The organism is Bacteroides sp. ET225, assembly GCF_024733745.1.
GTDB lineage: Bacteria > Bacteroidota > Bacteroidia > Bacteroidales > Bacteroidaceae > Phocaeicola > Phocaeicola excrementipullorum.
Genome location: NZ_JANRHN010000003.1, coordinates 169,406 through 187,940, shown reverse-complemented (window position 1 = coordinate 187,940; position 18,535 = coordinate 169,406). Strand labels below are relative to the sequence as shown.

General features: G+C 49.8%; 13 protein-coding genes and 3 tRNA genes. 10 read left to right on the top strand and 6 right to left on the bottom strand.

Annotated elements, in window-relative coordinates; all coding sequences use genetic code 11:
* Window positions 1-2: 2 nt before the first annotated feature.
* Window positions 3-2,225, bottom strand: a complete 2,223-nt coding sequence (gene pflB, locus NW212_RS02565) for a formate C-acetyltransferase (protein ID WP_258337076.1) — start codon at window positions 2,223-2,225, stop codon at window positions 3-5.
* A gap of 714 nt (window positions 2,226-2,939) precedes the next feature.
* Between pflB and NW212_RS02560 the strand changes: the two genes are divergently transcribed.
* The 5 genes from NW212_RS02560 (at window position 2,940) to NW212_RS02540 (ending at window position 4,201) form a co-directional block, all read left to right on the top strand.
* Window positions 2,940-3,026, top strand: a tRNA-Ser gene (locus NW212_RS02560).
* A 25-nt stretch (window positions 3,027-3,051) separates the two neighbouring features.
* Window positions 3,052-3,124 (top strand) — tRNA-Glu (locus NW212_RS02555).
* A 12-nt stretch (window positions 3,125-3,136) separates the two neighbouring features.
* Window positions 3,137-3,223: transfer RNA gene (locus NW212_RS02550), tRNA-Ser, on the top strand.
* A 103-nt stretch (window positions 3,224-3,326) separates the two neighbouring features.
* Window positions 3,327-3,776 (top strand): hypothetical protein, encoded by a 450-nt coding sequence (locus NW212_RS02545; RefSeq protein ID WP_258337075.1) that lies wholly within the window; start codon window positions 3,327-3,329, stop codon window positions 3,774-3,776.
* The gene (locus NW212_RS02540; protein ID WP_258337074.1) at window positions 3,773-4,201 is read left to right on the top strand and encodes a hypothetical protein; all 429 of its coding nucleotides are present in this window, start codon (window positions 3,773-3,775) and stop codon (window positions 4,199-4,201) included. The genes NW212_RS02545 and NW212_RS02540 overlap by 4 nt, the downstream gene beginning before the upstream one ends.
* A gap of 153 nt (window positions 4,202-4,354) precedes the next feature.
* Here the strand turns inward: NW212_RS02540 and NW212_RS02535 are convergent, their stop codons facing one another.
* Window positions 4,355-5,260 (bottom strand): AraC family transcriptional regulator, encoded by a 906-nt coding sequence (locus NW212_RS02535; protein WP_258337073.1) that lies wholly within the window; start codon window positions 5,258-5,260, stop codon window positions 4,355-4,357.
* Window positions 5,261-5,563: 303 nt separating this feature from the next.
* Here NW212_RS02535 and NW212_RS02530 point away from each other — a divergent pair, with 303 nt between their 5' ends.
* The 4 genes from NW212_RS02530 (at window position 5,564) to NW212_RS02515 (ending at window position 10,701) form a co-directional block, all read left to right on the top strand.
* Complete coding sequence (locus NW212_RS02530) at window positions 5,564-5,725, top strand: hypothetical protein (RefSeq protein ID WP_258337072.1); 162 nt, start codon at window positions 5,564-5,566, stop codon at window positions 5,723-5,725.
* Window positions 5,703-6,614 (top strand): EFR1 family ferrodoxin, encoded by a 912-nt coding sequence (locus NW212_RS02525; RefSeq protein ID WP_258337071.1) that lies wholly within the window; start codon window positions 5,703-5,705, stop codon window positions 6,612-6,614. Before NW212_RS02530 ends, NW212_RS02525 begins: the two co-directional genes overlap by 23 nt.
* Window positions 6,615-6,902: 288 nt before the next feature.
* Window positions 6,903-9,506, top strand: a complete 2,604-nt coding sequence (locus tag NW212_RS02520) for a fimbrillin family protein (protein WP_258337070.1) — start codon at window positions 6,903-6,905, stop codon at window positions 9,504-9,506.
* Window positions 9,507-9,948: 442 nt separating this feature from the next.
* Entirely contained in the window at window positions 9,949-10,701 is a 753-nt protein-coding gene (locus tag NW212_RS02515) for a copper homeostasis protein CutC (RefSeq protein WP_258337069.1), read from the top strand.
* On the opposite strand, the gene NW212_RS02510 is transcribed toward NW212_RS02515, so the two are convergent.
* The 3 genes from NW212_RS02510 to nagB all read right to left on the bottom strand — a co-directional run bounded on the left by NW212_RS02510 (window position 10,685) and on the right by nagB (window position 16,223).
* Entirely contained in the window at window positions 10,685-13,312 is a 2,628-nt protein-coding gene (locus NW212_RS02510; RefSeq protein ID WP_258337068.1) for a transglutaminase domain-containing protein, read from the bottom strand. The two genes, NW212_RS02515 and NW212_RS02510, sit on opposite strands and share 17 nt — an antisense overlap.
* A gap of 91 nt (window positions 13,313-13,403) precedes the next feature.
* Window positions 13,404-15,389 (bottom strand): glucosamine-6-phosphate deaminase, encoded by a 1,986-nt coding sequence (locus tag NW212_RS02505; protein ID WP_258337067.1) that lies wholly within the window; start codon window positions 15,387-15,389, stop codon window positions 13,404-13,406.
* Between the two features lie 42 nt (window positions 15,390-15,431).
* Window positions 15,432-16,223 (bottom strand): glucosamine-6-phosphate deaminase, encoded by a 792-nt coding sequence (gene nagB, locus NW212_RS02500; protein WP_258337066.1) that lies wholly within the window; start codon window positions 16,221-16,223, stop codon window positions 15,432-15,434.
* 201 nt (window positions 16,224-16,424) lie between these two features.
* On the opposite strand from nagB, the gene NW212_RS02495 reads away from it, so the two are divergent.
* Entirely contained in the window at window positions 16,425-17,630 is a 1,206-nt protein-coding gene (locus tag NW212_RS02495) for an ROK family transcriptional regulator (RefSeq protein ID WP_258337065.1), read from the top strand.
* Window positions 17,631-17,754: 124 nt separating this feature from the next.
* Here NW212_RS02495 and NW212_RS02490 read toward each other — a convergent pair whose 3' ends face one another.
* On the bottom strand, window positions 17,755-18,483 hold the full coding sequence (locus tag NW212_RS02490) for an HAD-IA family hydrolase (protein WP_258337064.1): 729 nt from the start codon (window positions 18,481-18,483) through the stop codon (window positions 17,755-17,757).
* Window positions 18,484-18,535: the final 52 nt, after the last annotated feature.

The following is an 18,535-nucleotide window of genomic DNA, read 5'->3' as shown; positions in this document are numbered from 1 at the left end:
AATTACATCCGTTCGTGGAAGCTGCGCGAGATTACCTCCAGCTGATGCTCGCGGCTCAGCTTGATGAAGTTCACGGCATATCCTGATACGCGGATGGTGAGCTGCGGGTATTTTTCCGGATGTTCCATCGCGTCTTCCAGCATTTCGCGGTTCAGCACGTTCACGTTCAGATGGTGAGCGCCCTTCACGAAATAGCCGTCCATCATGGTCACCAGGTTCTCGATGCGGTTTTCCATGTCAACGCCCAATGATTTCGGGACGATTGAGAACGTATTGCTGATGCCGTCCTGCGAGTCGCGGTAACGGAGCTTGGCAACGGAACTCAGCGAGGCGATGGCACCGTTCTTGTCGCGTCCGTGCATCGGGTTTGCTCCCGGAGCGAAAGCGATTCCTTTGGCGCGTCCGTCGGGCGTAGCTCCGGTTTTCTTTCCGTACATCACGTTTGAGGTGATTGTCAGGATCGAAAGCGTCGGCTTTGCGTTCTTGTATACCGGCAGCTTTTTCAGTTCCTCATCGAAATAGTAGATCAAGTCTACTGCAAGGTGGTCCACTCGGTCGTCATCGTTTCCGAAGCAGGGGTATTCTCCTTCAATGTCAAATCCTTCTGTCAGGCCGATGTCGTTGCGTTTCGCCTTCACTTTCGCATACTTGATGGCCGACAAGGAGTCTACCGCTATCGACATTCCCGCAACGCCGTATGCCAGATTGATGGCAGGGTTGGTGTCTACAAAGGCCATCTGAGCCTTTTCATAATAATACTTGTCGTGCATGTAGTGGATAATGTTCATCGCGTCGTTGTATACGCGCGCCATTTCCTTCAGCACTTTCTTATAGTTAGCCAATACCTCTTCAAAATTCAATACATCGCTGCTCAGCACGGGGATGTCTTTTACCATCAGCGTGCCGGTATTTTCGCAGCGTCCGCCGTTGATGGCTAGCAGCAGAGCCTTGGCCAGGTTGCAGCGTGCGCCAAAGAACTGTATATGGCGTCCGATGTCCTGATACGATACGCAGCAGGCGATTCCGTAGTCGTCGGAGCCGCGCACTTCGCGCATCAGGTCGTCGTTTTCGTATTGGATGGAAGACGTGTCGATTGATACCTGGGCGCAGAACCGCTTGAAGCCTTCCGGAAGTTCGGGACTCCAGAGTACGGTCAGGTTGGGCTCGGGCGAAGGCCCCAGGTTGTACAGTGTTTGCAGGAAGCGGAACGACGTCTTGGTCACTTTTGTGCGTCCGTCGTTGAAGCGTCCGCCTATGGATTCGGTCACCCATGTCGGATCGCCGGCAAAGATGTCCGTGTAAGCCTGCATGCGCAGATGGCGCACCATGCGGAGCTTGATTACAAACTGGTCGATCAGCTCCTGTGCGTGAAGTTCGTCCAGCTTGCCGTGTGCCATGTCGTATTCAATGTAGATGTCGAGGAAAGAAGATACGTTTCCGAGCGACATGGCGGCTCCGTCCTGTTCTTTTACGGCGGCCAGATAAGCCATGTACACCCATTGCACAGCCTCTTGCGCACATTCGGCCGGGCGGCTCAGGTCGAGTCCGTACTGTTCTCCCATAACCTTGATTTCCTTCAGCGCCTTGATCTGTTCGGCCACTTCTTCGCGCAGGCGGATGCGTTCGTCTGTCATCGGTCCTGTCAGGCGGCGCAAGTCGTTCTGCTTGGCCTCGATCAGGCGGTCAAGCCCGTAGAGAGCCAGACGGCGGTAATCGCCGATGATTCGTCCGCGGGCATAATTGTCGGGCAATCCGGTGAGGAATCCCAGCGAGCGGAACGAACGTATTTCTTCAGTATATGCATCGAATACTCCGTCATTATGAGTCTTGCGGTAATGAGTGAATATGTCCTTCACTTTCGGGTCAACTTCAACCCCATTTTCGCGGCATGCTTTTTCAACCACTTTGATTCCTCCGAACGGTTTGATGGCCCGGCGCAGCACTTCGTCGGTTTGCAGTCCGACGATTACTTCGTTCTCCTTGTCGATATATCCGGGAGCAAACGAAGTGATGGTGGATACCGTCGATGGGTCAAGCGAGCGTACTCCGTTGTTTGCGCGTTCTTCGGCCAGAGCCTCCAAGCACTTGTTCCATACTGCTTTTGTACGTTCTGTCGGACCTGTCAGAAACGACGCGTCGCCTTCGTAAGGAGTGATGTTTGTCTTTACGAAATCGGTCACGTTGATTTCATAGTTCCAACGACCTTCTTTAAAATTCATTGCCATAATCAAATAGGTTTAGTTAATGTAATTTTATGCTATAATTATGAATCAGGCTGCAAAGGTAGTGCTTTTCCTAAAATTGTGCAATACCTAAAATCTATTGATTGCTATTTTGTAATTATTTCAATGATGTTTTATGTTTTTTAGAAGAAAGCTTTCGTTTGCCCGGCAGGAAAAGCGGCCGGAGCTGTTGGGGAAACGGTATCTTGCCGGCAGAATTTCCGTTTCACGGTTTGAAACGTATAAACCACAGTGTGGAACGTACAAACAGTATTGTGGAATGCATAAACCACAATGTGGAACGTACAAACAGTATTGTGGAATGCATAAACCACAATGTGGAACGGAAATTCCGGCAGCAGGTCCGGACTTTTTGTGTGGGGAAGGCTGCGTTTCCGGGCGGAGGTTTCAAAACCTCTGTCCGCAGGCGGATCCGTCGGGCCGGTAGAAACGGGCGGTTCTTTTTCTTTTGATGAGGCTGTTTTGTCCGCACCGTGTCCGGAATCTGTCTTTCTTCGTGTAAAATGTTGTTTTTCAGGTGTATGACACTTTCTGATCCTCGAAATCCGTGTTTCGTGCGGCATTCCTTCCGGCTGCCTTTCGTGTCCGGACGAAGTTATTTTAAGAAAAAAGTGATGAAAAGTTTGGTCAAATGAAAAACTCGCTCTATATTTGCACCGCATTTCAAGGAAATGCTTCATTTGTCACCTATGACTTGGAAGTTTGGGTGAGTGGCTGAAACCAGCAGTTTGCTAAACTGCCGTACGGGTTACCGTACCGGGGGTTCGAATCCCCCAGCTTCCGCGTAGATAACAAATGAAGAGCACATGGCGCTTTCGTCTAGTGGCCTAGGACGCGGCCCTCTCACGGCTGAAACACGGGTTCGATTCCCGTATGCGCTACAATCGTTTATTGGAAGTTTGGGTGAGTGGCTGAAACCAGCAGTTTGCTAAACTGCCGTACGGATTACCGTACCGGGGGTTCGAATCCCCCAGCTTCCGCAGGGACACCTCACAGGCGCAAAGCCTGTGGGGCGTTTTTGTTTTCGTTTGGATGCATCTTCCGGAAAAATTTTGTATCTTTATCCCGTAATCTTTTAATGTCATGGAATTGTCCGATTGGTTCAAGGGATTTGAGGATGGAGTGTCCCGCTTGTCGCCCGAACAGCGGGAGGTCTTCTTTTCAGCGTGCGGCGAGCACTGCGTAAAAAGCGGAACGCTTCAGGTTTATAGGGAATTGCATGCGAAGGCGGGCGGTGACCTGGATGTCTTTTTCCTGCAGGCCAATGAGCTTCCGGGAGTAAAGGCTGAAATTGTGGAGAAAGATTCCCTTTATCATTTGTATTTCATGGAATGTACTTGCGGCTTGTTCCGCCGGGGATACGTTTCAACGCCTTTGCTTTGCGAGTGTTCCAGGCAGAGCATTCTTTATGTGCTGCATTCGTTGTGGAAGGACTGGAGATTCCGGGTGACAATTTGCGGCTCCATTTTGCGGGGAAGTCCCTGTTGCAAGATGAGGATTGAAGCAGGGATGTCCGGGCAAAAGGCCGTATGATTTCAATTAGCAATGTTTTTCCGATGGCAATAGTAAGGTCTGTGTTCATATGGATTTGTTTTGTTCCGGCGGCCATTCTCAATGGGGGACTGCGCGAACATGTGCTGAATGGCATTTTAGGCGAGCGGCTGGCATTGCCCTTGAGCGGAATCCTGCTGAGCGGATTTATCTTTCTGATCACGTGGTTCCTGTTTCCGCGGATGGGCGCTTTCAGCAAGAAAGACTGCTTCAAGACGGGGCTGCTATGGATGTTTATGACCGTTCTGTTCGAGTTTGCGTCGGGGCTGGCGCAAGGCTGTGCTTTTGCTGAGCTGCTTGCGGCTTACAATCCGGCGACGGGCAATCTGTGGATACTTGTTGTGCTTTCTACGCTGCTTTCACCGGTGATTGCGGGCATGAAAAAAGGCAGAAAGGCTGGAGTGTAAGCCACAGGCACCGGTAGGGTTGTTTGCCGGGAAGCAATGCCCTGCAATCCTATTGCATCCTTTCTGTCTGTCCGGAAGATTTGGAGATCCTTTTCTGCCTTTCCTTTGGAATAAGAAACGGGATGCCTGTTCAGACATGGCCGTTTCTCGATTTTAGAACGTTCTTGCCTGTATGCGATATTCGTTCGGCGTGCATCCCGCCACTTTCTTGAACAGCCGGCTGAGGTGATGCGGGTACTGGAATCCTACTTCATAAGCTATTTCGCTGACCGTCTTGTCGGTTTCCAGCAGCCGGTCTTTTACCTTGTTGATAACGGCCAGGTGGATATGTTCGATAGCGGATTTGCCTGTCTGCTTCTTTACGAGATCGCCGAAATAATTGGCGGAGAAATGGAGCTGGTCGGCGCACCACGCAACGGAAGGAAGTCCCAGCTGCTCTGGTTTCGGCGATTCAAAGTAGTCTGAGAGCAATGCCTCGAAACGTGCAAGCACATCGGTGTTGATAGCTTCGCGGGTAGTGAACTGCCGGTCGTAGAAACGGAGGCAATGATTCAGCAGGACTTCGATGTTTGAAATGATGATGCTGCGGCTGTGCTTGTCGATGGCATGCTGGAGCTCTTCTTCTATCTCGCTGAAGCAGTTGAAGATGGTTTGCCGTTCGCGTTCAGATATGTGCAGGGCCTCGTTCACTTCGTATGAGAAGAACGTGTAGTCTTTCATCCTGTGTGCGAAAGACGTGCCGCGTATCAGGTCGGGATGGAAGAGCAGGGCATAGCCTTGCGGATGCGGCGTTTCTCCGTCATCGTCAATTCCGCCGATTTGTCCGGGGGCGATGAACACGAGCGTGCCTTCCTGGTAGTCATATTTGCTGCGTCCGTAAGTCAGAGGCCCGTGAATTTTCTCTTTCAAGAAAATGGCATAGAAGCCGAAACACTTGCAGCGGTGCTTCAATACCGCCACTTTCGAGAAGTCCACAAAGCTGACCAATGGATTCAGTGTTTCCAGTCCGAGAAACTCATTGTAGTCATGTATCGTCTTCAAGTTCAATATTTCGCTCATATCTTCGTGCTTTTGCGGTTAGACTATTTCAAAGATATTGATTTTATTTCGGTTGGATGAGCAGGCAGCATGCTTTTCCGTAAAATTGGTATGAGATTCTGTAAAATGGGCTTGTCGTGCCTCCGCCGTCGCTTCCTCCGTCAGGCTTGGCGGTGCAGCCGGGCAATGCTGGAAAGAACACTTGCCCGAAAATTCAGCGAGTCTGTAAAATAGGTGTTATTTTCTGTAATTTGTGTATGGACGCACTTGTTGGCACGGCTTATTTTTGCATTGTCAGAATACCAGCCAGAAACAAGCATGAGTATGGAAACATTCGATTTGAGAAACAGGCGGCTGTGCCGGTGCCGGGCGATGGAGCTTGTCGGGCATTTCCGCCGGAGTGCAGACATACGGCTGGGACGGACGGAGCAAAAAATGTTTAGTCAATATAAAAGAGCTGATGATGAAAACGGAAAATGGCAATAGAATCTCCCGGCGTTCCGCTCTCAAGCGCATGGGGCTGCTTGTGGCAGGGGCGGCAGCGTTAGGGATGCCCGCATTGACATCGTGCGGTGAGGAAACCCGAAAACGCATTATCTTTTACTTTACAGGAACGGGAAACTGTCTTTATGTGGCGCGCGAACTGGCGGATGAGCATACCGAACTGCTCAGTATCCCGCAATTGGTGAAGCAGGGGCGTTATGCGTTGGAGGCAGACGAGATCGGCATCGTTTATCCCGTCTACGGGCACATGCCGCCCAACATGGTGCGTGAGTTTATCAAGAAAGCCCAACTGAAGGCGAAGTATAAGTTTGCCGTACTGACATACGGCAACCGTAAGTGCAGTTCTGTTGAAATATGGGACGAGGTGTCCCGGAAGGCCGGATGTCCTTTCGATTACATCACGACCATGATTATGGTGGACAATTGGCTGCCTAATTTCGACATGAACGAGCAGGTGAAGATAGACAAGCACATTCCGGAAAGCCTTGAACGCATCCGCGCCGACCTTGCAGAGCGGAAACGCTGGCACGAATCGGTGACGGAGCTTGAACGTCAGCAGCATGCCGGTTTCCTGCAGGCCTCAGGAGTGGATCCGGAAACGGGTTTCCTGCTGCATAGCCAGGATGCCTTTGCGATAACGGACGACTGCATCGATTGCGGCATTTGCACGGAAGTTTGTCCGCGCGGAAACTATTCCCTGACCTCTGAAGGCGTGAAGACGGAAGGTGATTGCGAGTTCTGTTTTGCCTGTATCCACAATTGTCCGCAGAAAGCGATTCGCTTTAAGCAAATGAAAGAGGTGAACCCCAACGCCCGCTACCGCAACGAGCATGTGTCGTTGTGGAGCATTAAAGAATCGAACAGGCAATAATCGGCGGGAAAGCAGAAAGCCGGCCTTGGGGGATTTGCCGTGAGATCGGCAAGCCCCCGGGGAGGCATGCTGTTGTCCGGACGTTCCTCTTCGTGGGGGAGGAAGTTCTCTTTCGTTTTGTTGAAAACATCATTTCTTTTCCGGAACAGGCTGGAATTTGTATATTTGTACATCATGTTAAAACATAATATTCTGTTTATTAGCTATTTGTTGTTTGCATATGTCTATGTATGACATGCTCTTGTTTGTCGGCTATTGGCTAACTTTGCAATCAAAAATAGTGCATTTATGGAAAGAAAAAGTTTTACATGCCGTTTGGCCGGGCCAGTCTTATGTGCCGTTATTCTTCTTATGGCTTCGTGTACTGACGATATGGACCAGCCACGCTTGTCGGACCGTATATTGTTTACCTCAGAAATTCAGAATGCCTGGTCTTCTTCTGCAGCCTCCGGAGCAGCCAAGTCGCGCTCGTTTGTTTCCGTAATGCAGGCAGAAGGGATTTCTCCTCTTTATTTGCATACCCTTTGCGCCGACAGTATAAAGATGGTGTCTTTGAGTGACACGCTTCCTGCCACCCGTTTCACGCCGGTGAATCAGAATAACATGTACGACACGTTCGGAGTATTCGCTTATGCGTATACCACCTCATGGGACAGTTCCCAAAGCCCGAACTACATGTATGATGTATCTGTTAGCAGAACAGGCAAGTCATGGATGCCGTCTTCTGCTCATTACTGGCCGGGAAGCGCTTACAAGATGAAGTTTTTTGCCTATGCTCCCAAAGGTGTTGCCGCCTATCAGTTGTCGGAACAGGACGCCGGGGTTCCTGCGATAACCTGCATGGTTCCGGAAAGTGTGGCCGACCAGCAGGATCTGTTGGTGGCTGCCTCGGACGAGGTGAGCGGAAATTCCGGCAGCGCGGTGAATCTGACTTTCCGCCATGCACTGACAGCGGTAAGGTTTGTGTGCGGCCGCGATATGAAGGCAGGAACGGTAAAGAGCGTGGCACTCAAAGGAGTAAATTCCACAGGTACTTACAGCTTAGGTTCGGATAGCTGGAGCCGTATCGGTTCTCCCAAAGATTTCGTCCAGACATTGAACAAGACTGCTGACGGAACCGACAGCCAGGAAATCACGGCCGGTGCACAGATCTTTATGATGATTCCTCAAACCCTTCCCGATGACGCTTTCATTGAAGTGGTGTTTAATGACGGAAAGGCTGACCATACCTTGACGAGCAGCCTGAAAGGAACCTCATGGCCTATGGGAAAGACGATAACCTATAAGATTTCCACCACGTCAATCAACTGGGAATACACACTGTCTGTCCTTCCTCCGGGGACTTACAGCTTCAAGGGAGGAAGTTCAGCGTACAGCATAACCAGCTACAGGGAAAATTCCGTAACGAAAGAACCGGTCAGCTGGCAGGCTGAATTTTCTACTGACAGTGGGAAGACATGGAAACCGACAAAGCCCGACTGGTTGTCTGCTTTTTCTTCCGGAAATACCGGAGAAGGCAGCCTGACAGCCGTTGCTTATACGGCGACTGTAGCCCCTCAGACTGGAAGCAGCGAAAGCTCCCATACCGATGAGCTAAGGAGGCGTCCGAGCAAAGGAAGCAAAGGCGTGCCCTACAATCTTTCAAATGATAGAGGGGAGGCGGCCATACAGAATACGGCCAACTGTTACGTTGTCAGTGCTCCGGGAGATTACTGTTTCCCGCTGGTTTATGGGAATGCAATCAAAGGGGGCGCGGATAACAGATCGGCGTATTTCTATGATTTTGACGCTGAATTCGTGCTCAAGAATTTTATAAACCATCTGAGCGCTCCCGTCCGTTTTCCCAAGATTTACGAAAATGCGGGATGTGAAGCCCGGTCATGCAAGCTGTTGTGGCAGGATGCTCCGGGACTGGTGTCGGATGTTGCCCTGTATGATAACGGACATTCAGTCCGATTCACTGTAGGCAAGGCCACCATCCAGCAGGGAAATGCGGTTGTTGCTGTTTTTGATGCCGGCGGAAACATCATGTGGAGCTGGCATATCTGGGTAACGGACACCGATGTGCAGGCAACCAAAAAAGTGGTGAACGCGGACGGCATTCCTTGCCAGATGATGGCAGTAAACCTGGGATGGTGCGATGGAGAGCATGTCACTTTCGCAAGGAGGGAATGCCGGGTTCGCATCAAGGCGGACGAAGAGGTCCGGACATTTGCCATCGTTCAAGATCCTTTCGAACTGAATTATGGCGGCAACAGTCCTTATTTCCAGTGGGGGCGAAAAGATCCTCTCTATCCGGGAGATATCGGTACGCTGGAAACGAAATATTGGTATGACGGAAACGGCCGGATTTCTAACGACAATCCCCTTACGTCCGTTAGTCAGGACGGAAAAGACTGTATTGTCTGGGGCATCCTGAACCCCCAGAAACTGAACAGAAACCAGGGTATGGACAATACGTATGTCAACCTGTGGGATGCCGAAAGCAATGTGCCTTATATGGACGGGGAAACGCCGACCAAGAGCATATACGATCCATGTCCCGTAGGCTTCCGTTTGCCGAGGGGAATGGAGTTTACCGGATTCTCGAAAACCGGCAACACGGCAGAGGAGGAAGACATGAATGTGTCCGGCTCGTATGCAAAGGGATGGAACTTCTATACCGGACCGGACGGGACGGGAGAAACGATTTTCTTTCCGGCTACAGGTTCCCGGTATGGTTCGGAAAATCCGGGCAAACTCAACCGCATCGGACTGGATATCCTGGTGTATGTTGCGGCTTCTTTCGGAATAAGCAACGGCTATTATTTATGGGCGACGAATGTCGGCATATGGCTGAACACCTACACAAGCCGTCAGGGTGCTTTTTCCATACGTCCCGTTCATGATTGAAGGCGCGGGTATAGAAGCGGTTCTTGTGTCTTATCCCGCAGAGAATGCCGGATTCAATTTGTTTAAAGTGTAATGATAAAGACAGGGAGAAATGTGGCAAGCCGGAGGTATCGCATCTTGCCTGTGATGGCGGAGTGGATATGATTCGGAAGCCAGGACTGGCGGGCGGGCCATGAATCACAGTCTTTAGCCTGAGGATATGTATCTTTAGCTTGAAGATATGTATCTTCAGGCTGAGGATGTATATCTCCAGCCTGGAGATAGAGCATATTCCCTTTGGTCTGGTAAATTGCAACGCTTCAAGTCTGTCGGCGGAAGGGACGCGCTTTTGCGTTTCACGGGACCGCTGCCGTAAAAATAAGCATGATATTGTTGTGTTTCGCCATGTAAAAAGTGTACTTTTGCGGCTGAAAGGTCCTTTTTGTTTTTTTACAGGAAAATTATGGCAAACTATACATTTGAAATTTGTGCCAATTCGGCTGAAAGCTGTGTGGCGGCGCAGCAAGGCGGAGCGCAGCGAGTGGAGCTGTGCGCTTCGATGCCGGAAGGAGGGACGACCCCTTCGTATGGCGAGATCCGCATGGCAAGAAAACTGATTGACATCCGTCTGCATGTGATTGTCCGCCCGCGCGGAGGTGATTTTCTGTATTCTCCGATGGAACTTGACATTATGGAAGAAGATATCAGAATGGCCCGTGAGGCCGGAGCGGACGGAGTTGTGTTCGGCTGCCTTACTCCGGAGGGAGATGTGGACAGGGAGGCGATGCAGAAACTGCTGAAGGTTTCAGAAGGCCTTTCCGTGACTTTCCACCGCGCGTTCGACTATGTAAGGAATCCGGAGTCGGTTCTTGAAGAGCTGGTTGAGATGGGAGTAGACCGTGTGCTGACTTCCGGACAGCAGCCGACAGCTCTGCAGGGGGCGGATCTGTTGCGGAAACTGGTGAAGAGAGCTGCCAATCGGATAATTGTGATGCCCGGATGCGGGGTGAACGAAACCAATATCGCCGAACTTGCCACCCGGACGGGAGCGGAGGAGTTTCATTTTTCCGCGCGCGAAAACAAGCAAAGCCGGATGCTGTTGCGCAATCCGGCTTTGTCGATGGGAGGGACGGTGAGTGTGGATGAATATTCGCATCCCGTCACCACCCCTGAAAGGGTGAGAAATACAATCAGGGCACTCACAGGCCGTGGATGACACGGAGAAGCTGCTCGCCCAGTCCGATTGTATATCCGTGCGATTCGAACACAACCCGGTTGAATGTATCGGCAACGATGAAAATCGGGAGCTGGTTCGGGTTGGAGAGTTTCATGCTCTCTGCAATGGCGCGCTGGATCTGCTTTCCGTTGTCGATGCCGAATACTACGTTGGATGGCAGATTGGGAAACTCTTTCTTGTCGAACTTGTTGTATGATGACTCGTCCGGGAAGAGGAGCACGAATGTGCGTCCCCATTTTTCCAGCGCATCCTTTCGTGCTTCCAGGTCTTTCAGCGCATGATTCGTAGGTTCTTCCCCTGCGCCCAATATGCCTATCACGAAATATCCTCTGCCTGTAGTTTTCAGCACGGAGGTCTGTTCGCCTGTTTCCGGAAGAGTGAACAGGCTTTCGGAATTGAAGTTTCCGATTACGCGGATATCTTCCGGATTGTCACGCATGGTCAGTGTGGCGGCTGTAGTCTTTCCCTTTTCTACATTGAAGAAAGCGATTTCACCCAGCACACTTCCGCTTGCCATCCGGCTTCCGCTCACCATCATGTAGTATCCGGTTTCTACATCTGTCCCGTTCTTCAGCAGTGACATCCATGTGGTGCTTTCGGGGTAGTTTTGCAGGATGAATCTTCCGTCTGCATATCTTGAGATGGTGAAATGGCTGTAATACTTGGGATTGTCAAGCCGGGGAATCTGCCTGTAGTCTGCCTTCACCTTTCCTTTTTCCGGATGTCTGCTGGCTGCGGCTTCAAAGTCTGCAATCCGTATTTCTCCTTTTTGCCTGAAACATACGTTGCCGGTAATCTCGTCTATCCAGGCCGGGATGCCCAAACTTCGGGCCGAGGCTACGAAGAATATGTTTCTTGATGCGGAATCGGTGACGCGGCTTTTCCATACTCCTTCAGGCGATGTGGTGGTGAAAAGCGTATTCAGATCGTTGCGTATCGTAAGGCTGTCCCTGCACCAGTTGACAAGCTGCTGCGGATCGTTGCGGAATGTTTCGGAAAGAGAAGCCTGGATGTGCTTCTGCAGATAGCTGCGGTAAGGAGTCAGCATTTCGGATGCTATGCGTGGCGCAAGGATTTCAGCCACGTCAGCCTGTGGATCCGTGGTATAAAGGTGGTCTTCCAATACGCTGCACGGAGTGTCGCGCAAGTCTTTTTCCGACAATGTGCCCAGCATGTCGAACGCACGGGTGGCCGAATTTCTTTCTGCGGCATGCGAAAGGAACCGCATGATTTCTTCGTAGTTTCCTCTTGCTCCGGTAATGTATTTTAGTGCTTCTTCTGTATTCAGTCCGCTGTCTTTGGCGAATCCTTCAATCATCTTCCTGTTCGGAAAAGTCTGTACATAGGCGTTGCGGATGGAGTCTTCTGTTTGCATTCTCCTTGCATTTCGGGCGACTTGCTCTTCTGTCGTTTGGGGATAAACGGCCTTTTCTGCCGGCGGTACGATCAGGATGCTGTCGCTGAACCGGTCGCCGACTTTGTGGCTTAGCGTGACAGTCACGTCCCTGTCTTTTCCGAAAGAGATTTTGCGATAGCCGAACAGGTTGCCGGCCGAGGCAAAGACCAGCAAGTCGCCGAGTCCGGCAGATAGCTGTGCCTGTCCGTTCTTGTCGCTTGTCTGGCGCGACACGGTATAAAACTCTGCATAGTTGTATAGCTTGAACTCCACGTTGGCATCGGGTACGGGTCTGCCTTCCGTATCTTTTACCGTAACCGTAGTGTGCGCGCTCGTTCCGTAATTGTCGATGATGTTGATTTCCGTATAGTTGGCGGTGCGTTTCATTACTTCTTCAGGGCCGTTGTAGCTTCCGAATACTTTTGTGTGCATCAGCATGCTGCGGCTTGCCGGAGCATTGAACCATCCCAGGTTCAATACGGGTTCAGGTTCGCATGCACCGAGGAAATACCATTTCCCGTCTACCCATGCTTCTACCCATGCGTGGTTGTCGTCGGTATGTGCCCATCTTGGCGTATAGACTTGGCGTGCCGGAATGCCTACCGAACGGAGAGCTGCTACGAGCAGTGTCGATTCTTCTCCGCAGCGTCCGTATGCTGTCTTTATGGTTGCCAGCGGAGAGCTGGTTCGGCTGTCGGTCGGTGCATAGACGGCTTTTTCGTGACACCAGTGGTTAACCTCCAGCACGGCATCATACATGGAGAGTCCTTTGATACGCGGTGTCAGTTCTTTGAGAAACACCTCTCTTGAATTGTCCATGTTTTCATTGTTTATACGCACCGGAAGTACAAAATGACGGAAAACGATGTCGGGAATGCTGGGTCCCCATGGCATGGACTCCCGTGTACCGAATGCAAGTCTGACGTTTTTCAGATAGAATTCGCCCGGATAGTCTGTGATGTCACCTGGGGTCATGTAGGCATAAAGGAAGGTCATGGCCTCGCGTTCTTCTGTGCTCATTTCCTGACTGAACACGTTGAAAAGATTGCCGTACGGCAATGCTGTCTGTTTGGCCTTGAAGTCATTCTCCACCCTTGTCCGGTATTCTTCGTCTTTCAGAAAGTGACGGGAAGTGCAGGAGAATAGACTGATGCACAATGCGAAGCAGACAGTCTGCAAAAGATTCTTTTTCATGCGGATGGAAATAATAAAAAATGTCATTCCGGTAAAGGGCTGAACATACAGCCTGATTCCGGAATGACATTATCAGTTAGAATTAGTATTGTCAGATGGGTTTGTATTCAACAAAAGCTTCCATCGCTTCGTAGCTTGCAAGTCCAAGCTGGTCGTAGAGCGAAGCAGTTCCGCGGTTGCGGTCTTCGCTTCTCTGCCAGAACAGACGTTCGTCGTTTCCTAAGAAAGGAGCGCTTTCCATTTGCGACTGGTGCTTGAGGATGGAGTTGCGTTTCGCTCTCAGTTCTTCAGGACTGAGCGGGACGCACATTTCGATGTTTTCGATTTCCCATTCGGCCCATGCGCCGCGATACATCCAGATACGGCAGTCGTTCAGCCATTCGGCTCCGGCATTCTTCTCTTCATCGATGGCAGCGAATACGGCGTCCGTACATACGCGGTGCGTGCCATGCGGGTCAGCAAGGTCGCCGGCCACATAAATCTGATGCGGCTTGACTTCACGCAGCAGATTCAGTACGACTTCGATGTCCTTTTCGCTGATCGGATTCTTTTCGATTTTTCCGGTTTCATAGAAAGGCAAGTCGAGGAAATGGCATCTGCTCAACGGAATCTTGTTGTAGGTGCAGGCGGTGCGGGCTTCGCCGCGGCGGATCAGTCCTTTGATGGTCAGAATGTCGCGTGTGTCCATGTCGCCTTCTTTCTTGTTTGCGAAGAAGTTCTTGATTTCAGCATATTTTTCGCTGATAACCTTATCCTCACTGTTGGCAAACAGCTGGTTGAATCCGTTGATGAAGTGCATAAAGCGTACCACTTCTTCATCGCCTACGGCAATGTTGCCTGATGTTTCGTAAGCGACATGCACTTCGTGTCCCTGCTGTACCAGACGTCTTAAAGTTCCTCCCATTGAGATTACGTCATCGTCAGGATGCGGAGAGAATACGATGACACGCTTCGGGAACGGTTTGGCGCGCTCCGGACGGTACGTATCGTCTGCGTTTGGCTTTCCTCCCGGCCATCCTGTAATGGTGTGCTGCAAATCGTTGAACACTTTGATGTTGGCATTGTATGCAGAACCGTAAAGAGCCAGCAGTTCGCTGAGTCCGTTTTCGTTATAGTCCTTGTTTGTCAGCTTAAGAATGGGCTTCTTGAGCTTCAGGCAAAGCCATACGATGGCACTGCGCACCAGTTTGTCGTTCCACTCACAGCTTGTTACCAGCCAGGGACGCTGAATACGGGTCAGATGGGCAGCGGCAGCCAGGTCTACGCATATCGTAGCGTTTGAGTGCAGCTGGAGATACGAAGCCGGCAAAGTGTCGCTCATCTTGTCTTCAACGGTCTGTCTGATGATGTCAGCCTTGTTTTCACCCCATGCCATTACATATACTTTCCGTGCGCTGAGAATCGTGCCGATTCCCATTGTAATGGAGCAGGGAGGCAGGTTGTCTACGCCGATATTGTGCGATGCTTCTGCGCGTGAAGTTGAGTCTATCAGAATCAGACGGGTCATCGAATTGGCATAAGAGCCCGGTTCATTCATTCCGATATTGCCTTCCCGTCCGATGCCCATGACTGCGATGTCAAGGCCTCCAAATGTTTGTATGCGCTGTTCATAAAGGCGGCAGTGCTCGGTTATTGCATCCTGAGGGATTGTTCCGTCAAGTGTGAATACGTTTTGCCGGTCAATGTCTATTTGCGAAAGGAACAGCTTGTTCAGATGATTGAAGCTGCTTCCGGCCTCTTCTGTCAGCGGATAGTATTCATACAGGTTGAAGAACACTACGTTGCGGAAACTTACTCCTTCGTCCTTATGCTTGCGTATAAGAGCTGTGAAGAGGTAACGCAGCGAAGCTCCCGTGCCGATGGCGATGGTGCAGAACTTGCCTTCTCGCTGGCGGTCCTGGATTTTAGCGACGATTTCGTTGGCGATCTGTTCCGTTCCCTCTTCTATGCTTTCATAGATATTGGTTGGAATTTTTTCCAAACGGGTCAGCACAGAACGTTCAATCGCATTTTCCGGCCTGTAGTAGCGGGGAGATACGCGGTTCAATGAAATTTGTGAACTAAGATTGGTTCTCATGAGTAGGGGTGTTAGTGGAGGCTTTGCAGCCTCGGTTTTTAATTACAAATTGTTCTTTTCAATGTCCTTGAAATATTTGTATGTGCCGACTTTCAGTTCGTCTGTAGCTGCTTCGTCACATACGATAATGCCGTGCTGGTGCATCTGAATGGCACTGATTGTCCACATTTGAGTGATTCCGCCTTCAACTGCATGCTGCAGGGCACGTGCCTTGTTGTGTCCGTTGCAGATAATCAGCACTTCCTTTGCAGAAAGGACTGTACCTACACCCACAGTCAAAGCCGTTTTGGGGACTTTGTTCACATCGTTGTCAAAGAAGCGTGAGTTGGCGATGATCGTATCGGTGGTCAGCGTCTTTACACGTGTGCGTGATGAAAGAGAAGATCCCGGTTCATTGAAAGCGATGTGTCCGTCGGGGCCTATTCCGCCAAGGAACAAATCGATTCCGCCGAATTTCTCAATCTCTTTTTCGTAGTTGGCACATTCGGCTTCCAAATCAGCAGCATTGCCATTCAGAATATGGATGTTTTCTTTGCAGATATCAATGTGGTTGAAGAAATTGTTGAACATGAAAGAATGGTAGCTTTCAGGATGAGATTCCGGCAACCCTACATATTCGTCCATATTGAATGTGACTACATTCTTAAACGATACAACACCTTTTTTGTTCAGTTCAATCAGAGCTTTATACATACCCAATGGCGAAGAACCGGTAGGAAGACCCAGAACAAATGGCTTTTCTTGTGTCGGATTTGCTGAGTTGATTTTGTTTGCTACATAGTTTGCAGCCCATTGCGAAAGGGCTTGATAGTCGGGTTCAATTATAAGTCTCATGATAGGTTAGAATTTTGAAAGTTAAATATAAATGTTTGTTTTATTGTTCAAAATTTGCAGTTCAAAGTTCGCTTGCTGAACTTAATGCAAATATATCAAAGCTAAATCAGAAAGACAAATAAAAAAAAAGATTTTTCTTGCTTGATTTATTAAATAAAAAACTTATTTTTGTAAGCGTTTCTATAAAAAATAAGAATTATTATGGGACAGACTTTATTGGCTGAAATACAAAAGGGGGTGAAGAGCGCGCTGATCAAGCGGCGCATCATCTCTCATTTCATTTATGCAGGGTGTACTACAATAACTGACTTGTCGAAGGCGGTGGGACTCAGCGTGCCTACCGTGACAAAGTTTGTTGATGAAATGTTGAAGGAAGGTTATGTGAATGATTACGGCAAACTTGAAACGAGCGGTGGAAGGCATCCCAGTTTGTATGGGCTGAACTCTGAGTCCGGATATTTTGTAGGAGTTGCCGTTGCAGTCAATTCATTGCGTTTCGCTCTTATTAATTTTAAGGGCGATGTTTTGCAGGTGAAGCAGAATGCTGGTTTCCGTCTTGAAAACAAGATGGAGTGTGTAGACCGGATATGCGGTGAGGTGAAAGACTTTATTTCCGGTCTTGAAGTGGATACGGATAAAATTCTGAATATATGTGTGGGAATTACCGGACGGGTCAATCCTGAAACGGGATGCAGCTTCACGAAGCTGACCTGCACAGACAAGCCTTTGGCTGAAACTTTGTCCGAAAAAATCGGAATCAATGTCTGCATTGACAACGACAGCCGTGCGATGGCATACGGCGAGTATATTATGCGTGAGGATAAATGCGCCAAGAATCTTATATTCGTCAATGTGAATTGGGGATTGGGGCTGGCTATCATCATCAACGGCAAGCTTTATTCGGGCATGTCGGGATTTGCAGGCGAGCTTGGCCATAATTACGGCTACGACAACCAGCAGATTTGCGACTGCGGCAAGAGGGGGTGCATAGAAACAGAAGTTTCTTGTTCTGCCCTTTACCGGAAGTTCATCGAGCGTCTTCGCAAAGGCGAAAACTCGATTCTGCTGATGGAGAAAAACATCGATGAGATTACGCTGGACGATGTGATTTCTGCCGTAAAGCGTGAAGATGTCCTTGCCATCGAACTTGTTGAAGATATCGGCGCGAAACTGGGACGCCACATCGGCGAGATGATGAACATTTTCAATCCGGAGCAGGTGATTATCGGCGGTGAGTTTTCCAGAGTGGGAGAGTATTTGCTGCCTCCGGTAATTTCTGCGATACGTCGCTATACCTTGAATCTCATGTATCGTGATTCGGACATTGTGCTTTCTGAACTGAAGGAGAAAGCGAATGCTATCGGTTCAGCCCTGTTGGCGCGAAGCAAGTTTTTTGCATTGGATTAGTCTTTCTTTCGTGCCGCAGGCGGGGACTGGTTTCTGTTTTGAGCACAAAGGCACAGAGATACGGGACTTCATGCAGGTTGATTTTCAAAGTGTCCTCTCTGTGACTTCGTGTCTTGTTCTTGATCTATAGGGTCGTATTGTAAAACGTTTCCCAACTTTCGTTGAATGCCTGCATGGAAGGAAACAGCAGGTCGGCTCCTTCGTCCAGCAATGCTTTGTCGGGCAACGGTCCTGTATTGAGCGCTACGGTGAATATGCCTGCGGCAACGCCGGCATGTACTCCAAGCGGCGCATTTTCCACTACAATCGCCTCGTTTGCTGCTATTCCGGCCTTTTGCAGCGCCATCAGATACGGTTCAGGGTTTGGCTTTCCGTATTTCACGTCAAAGGCAGTGACCATCAGTTCCCGTTTGAATACATCCGGGTAATAGTGGTTCAGTTTGTCTAAAAGCGACAGTTGGCCTGAACCGGTCACTACCATCGGAATGAGTCCGCCGGCCTTTATTTTTTGCAGCAGTCCGTATGCGCCGGGCATCGGTTCAGCTTTGGGCAGACTGTTGAATATGTCACTTTTTGTCTGATAGATTTCCTTTACTTCCTGTTCGGTTGCCTGATGTCCTCTTTCGCGCTGGCTGACGATGTTTATCGTTCCCGCCCCGGTTCTTCCTTCGTGCAGGTAGGCTTCCTCGCGTGACATGTTCATTCCGTATCTTTTCATGGCCTCCTGCCAGGCAGCCGCATGGTTTTTCATGGAGTCGAACAATACTCCGTCCATGTCGAACAGTACGGCTTTCAGATTGATTTCGGGATAGTTGTGTCTGTTCAGATAGTTCTTGATAGCTTCTTGAAACATTTTAGAGTAATTACGTTAGCATTAAAAAATCAGGCACGAGTTTCACGATGAA

Bases quoted from the DNA above. Each gene is read 5' to 3' on its own strand.
- pflB (WP_258337076.1), bottom strand. From the start codon at position 2,225: ATGGCAATGAATTTTAAAGAAGGTCGTTGGAACTATGAAATCAACGTG.
- NW212_RS02545 (WP_258337075.1), top strand. From the start codon at position 3,327: ATGGAATTGTCCGATTGGTTCAAGGGATTTGAGGATGGAGTGTCCCGC.
- NW212_RS02540 (WP_258337074.1), top strand. From the start codon at position 3,773: ATGATTTCAATTAGCAATGTTTTTCCGATGGCAATAGTAAGGTCTGTG.
- NW212_RS02535 (WP_258337073.1), bottom strand. From the start codon at position 5,260: ATGAGCGAAATATTGAACTTGAAGACGATACATGACTACAATGAGTTT.
- NW212_RS02530 (WP_258337072.1), top strand. From the start codon at position 5,564: ATGGAAACATTCGATTTGAGAAACAGGCGGCTGTGCCGGTGCCGGGCG.
- NW212_RS02525 (WP_258337071.1), top strand. From the start codon at position 5,703: ATGAAAACGGAAAATGGCAATAGAATCTCCCGGCGTTCCGCTCTCAAG.
- NW212_RS02520 (WP_258337070.1), top strand. From the start codon at position 6,903: ATGGAAAGAAAAAGTTTTACATGCCGTTTGGCCGGGCCAGTCTTATGT.
- NW212_RS02515 (WP_258337069.1), top strand. From the start codon at position 9,949: ATGGCAAACTATACATTTGAAATTTGTGCCAATTCGGCTGAAAGCTGT.
- NW212_RS02510 (WP_258337068.1), bottom strand. From the start codon at position 13,312: ATGAAAAAGAATCTTTTGCAGACTGTCTGCTTCGCATTGTGCATCAGT.
- NW212_RS02505 (WP_258337067.1), bottom strand. From the start codon at position 15,389: ATGAGAACCAATCTTAGTTCACAAATTTCATTGAACCGCGTATCTCCC.
- nagB (WP_258337066.1), bottom strand. From the start codon at position 16,223: ATGAGACTTATAATTGAACCCGACTATCAAGCCCTTTCGCAATGGGCT.
- NW212_RS02495 (WP_258337065.1), top strand. From the start codon at position 16,425: ATGGGACAGACTTTATTGGCTGAAATACAAAAGGGGGTGAAGAGCGCG.
- NW212_RS02490 (WP_258337064.1), bottom strand. From the start codon at position 18,483: ATGTTTCAAGAAGCTATCAAGAACTATCTGAACAGACACAACTATCCC.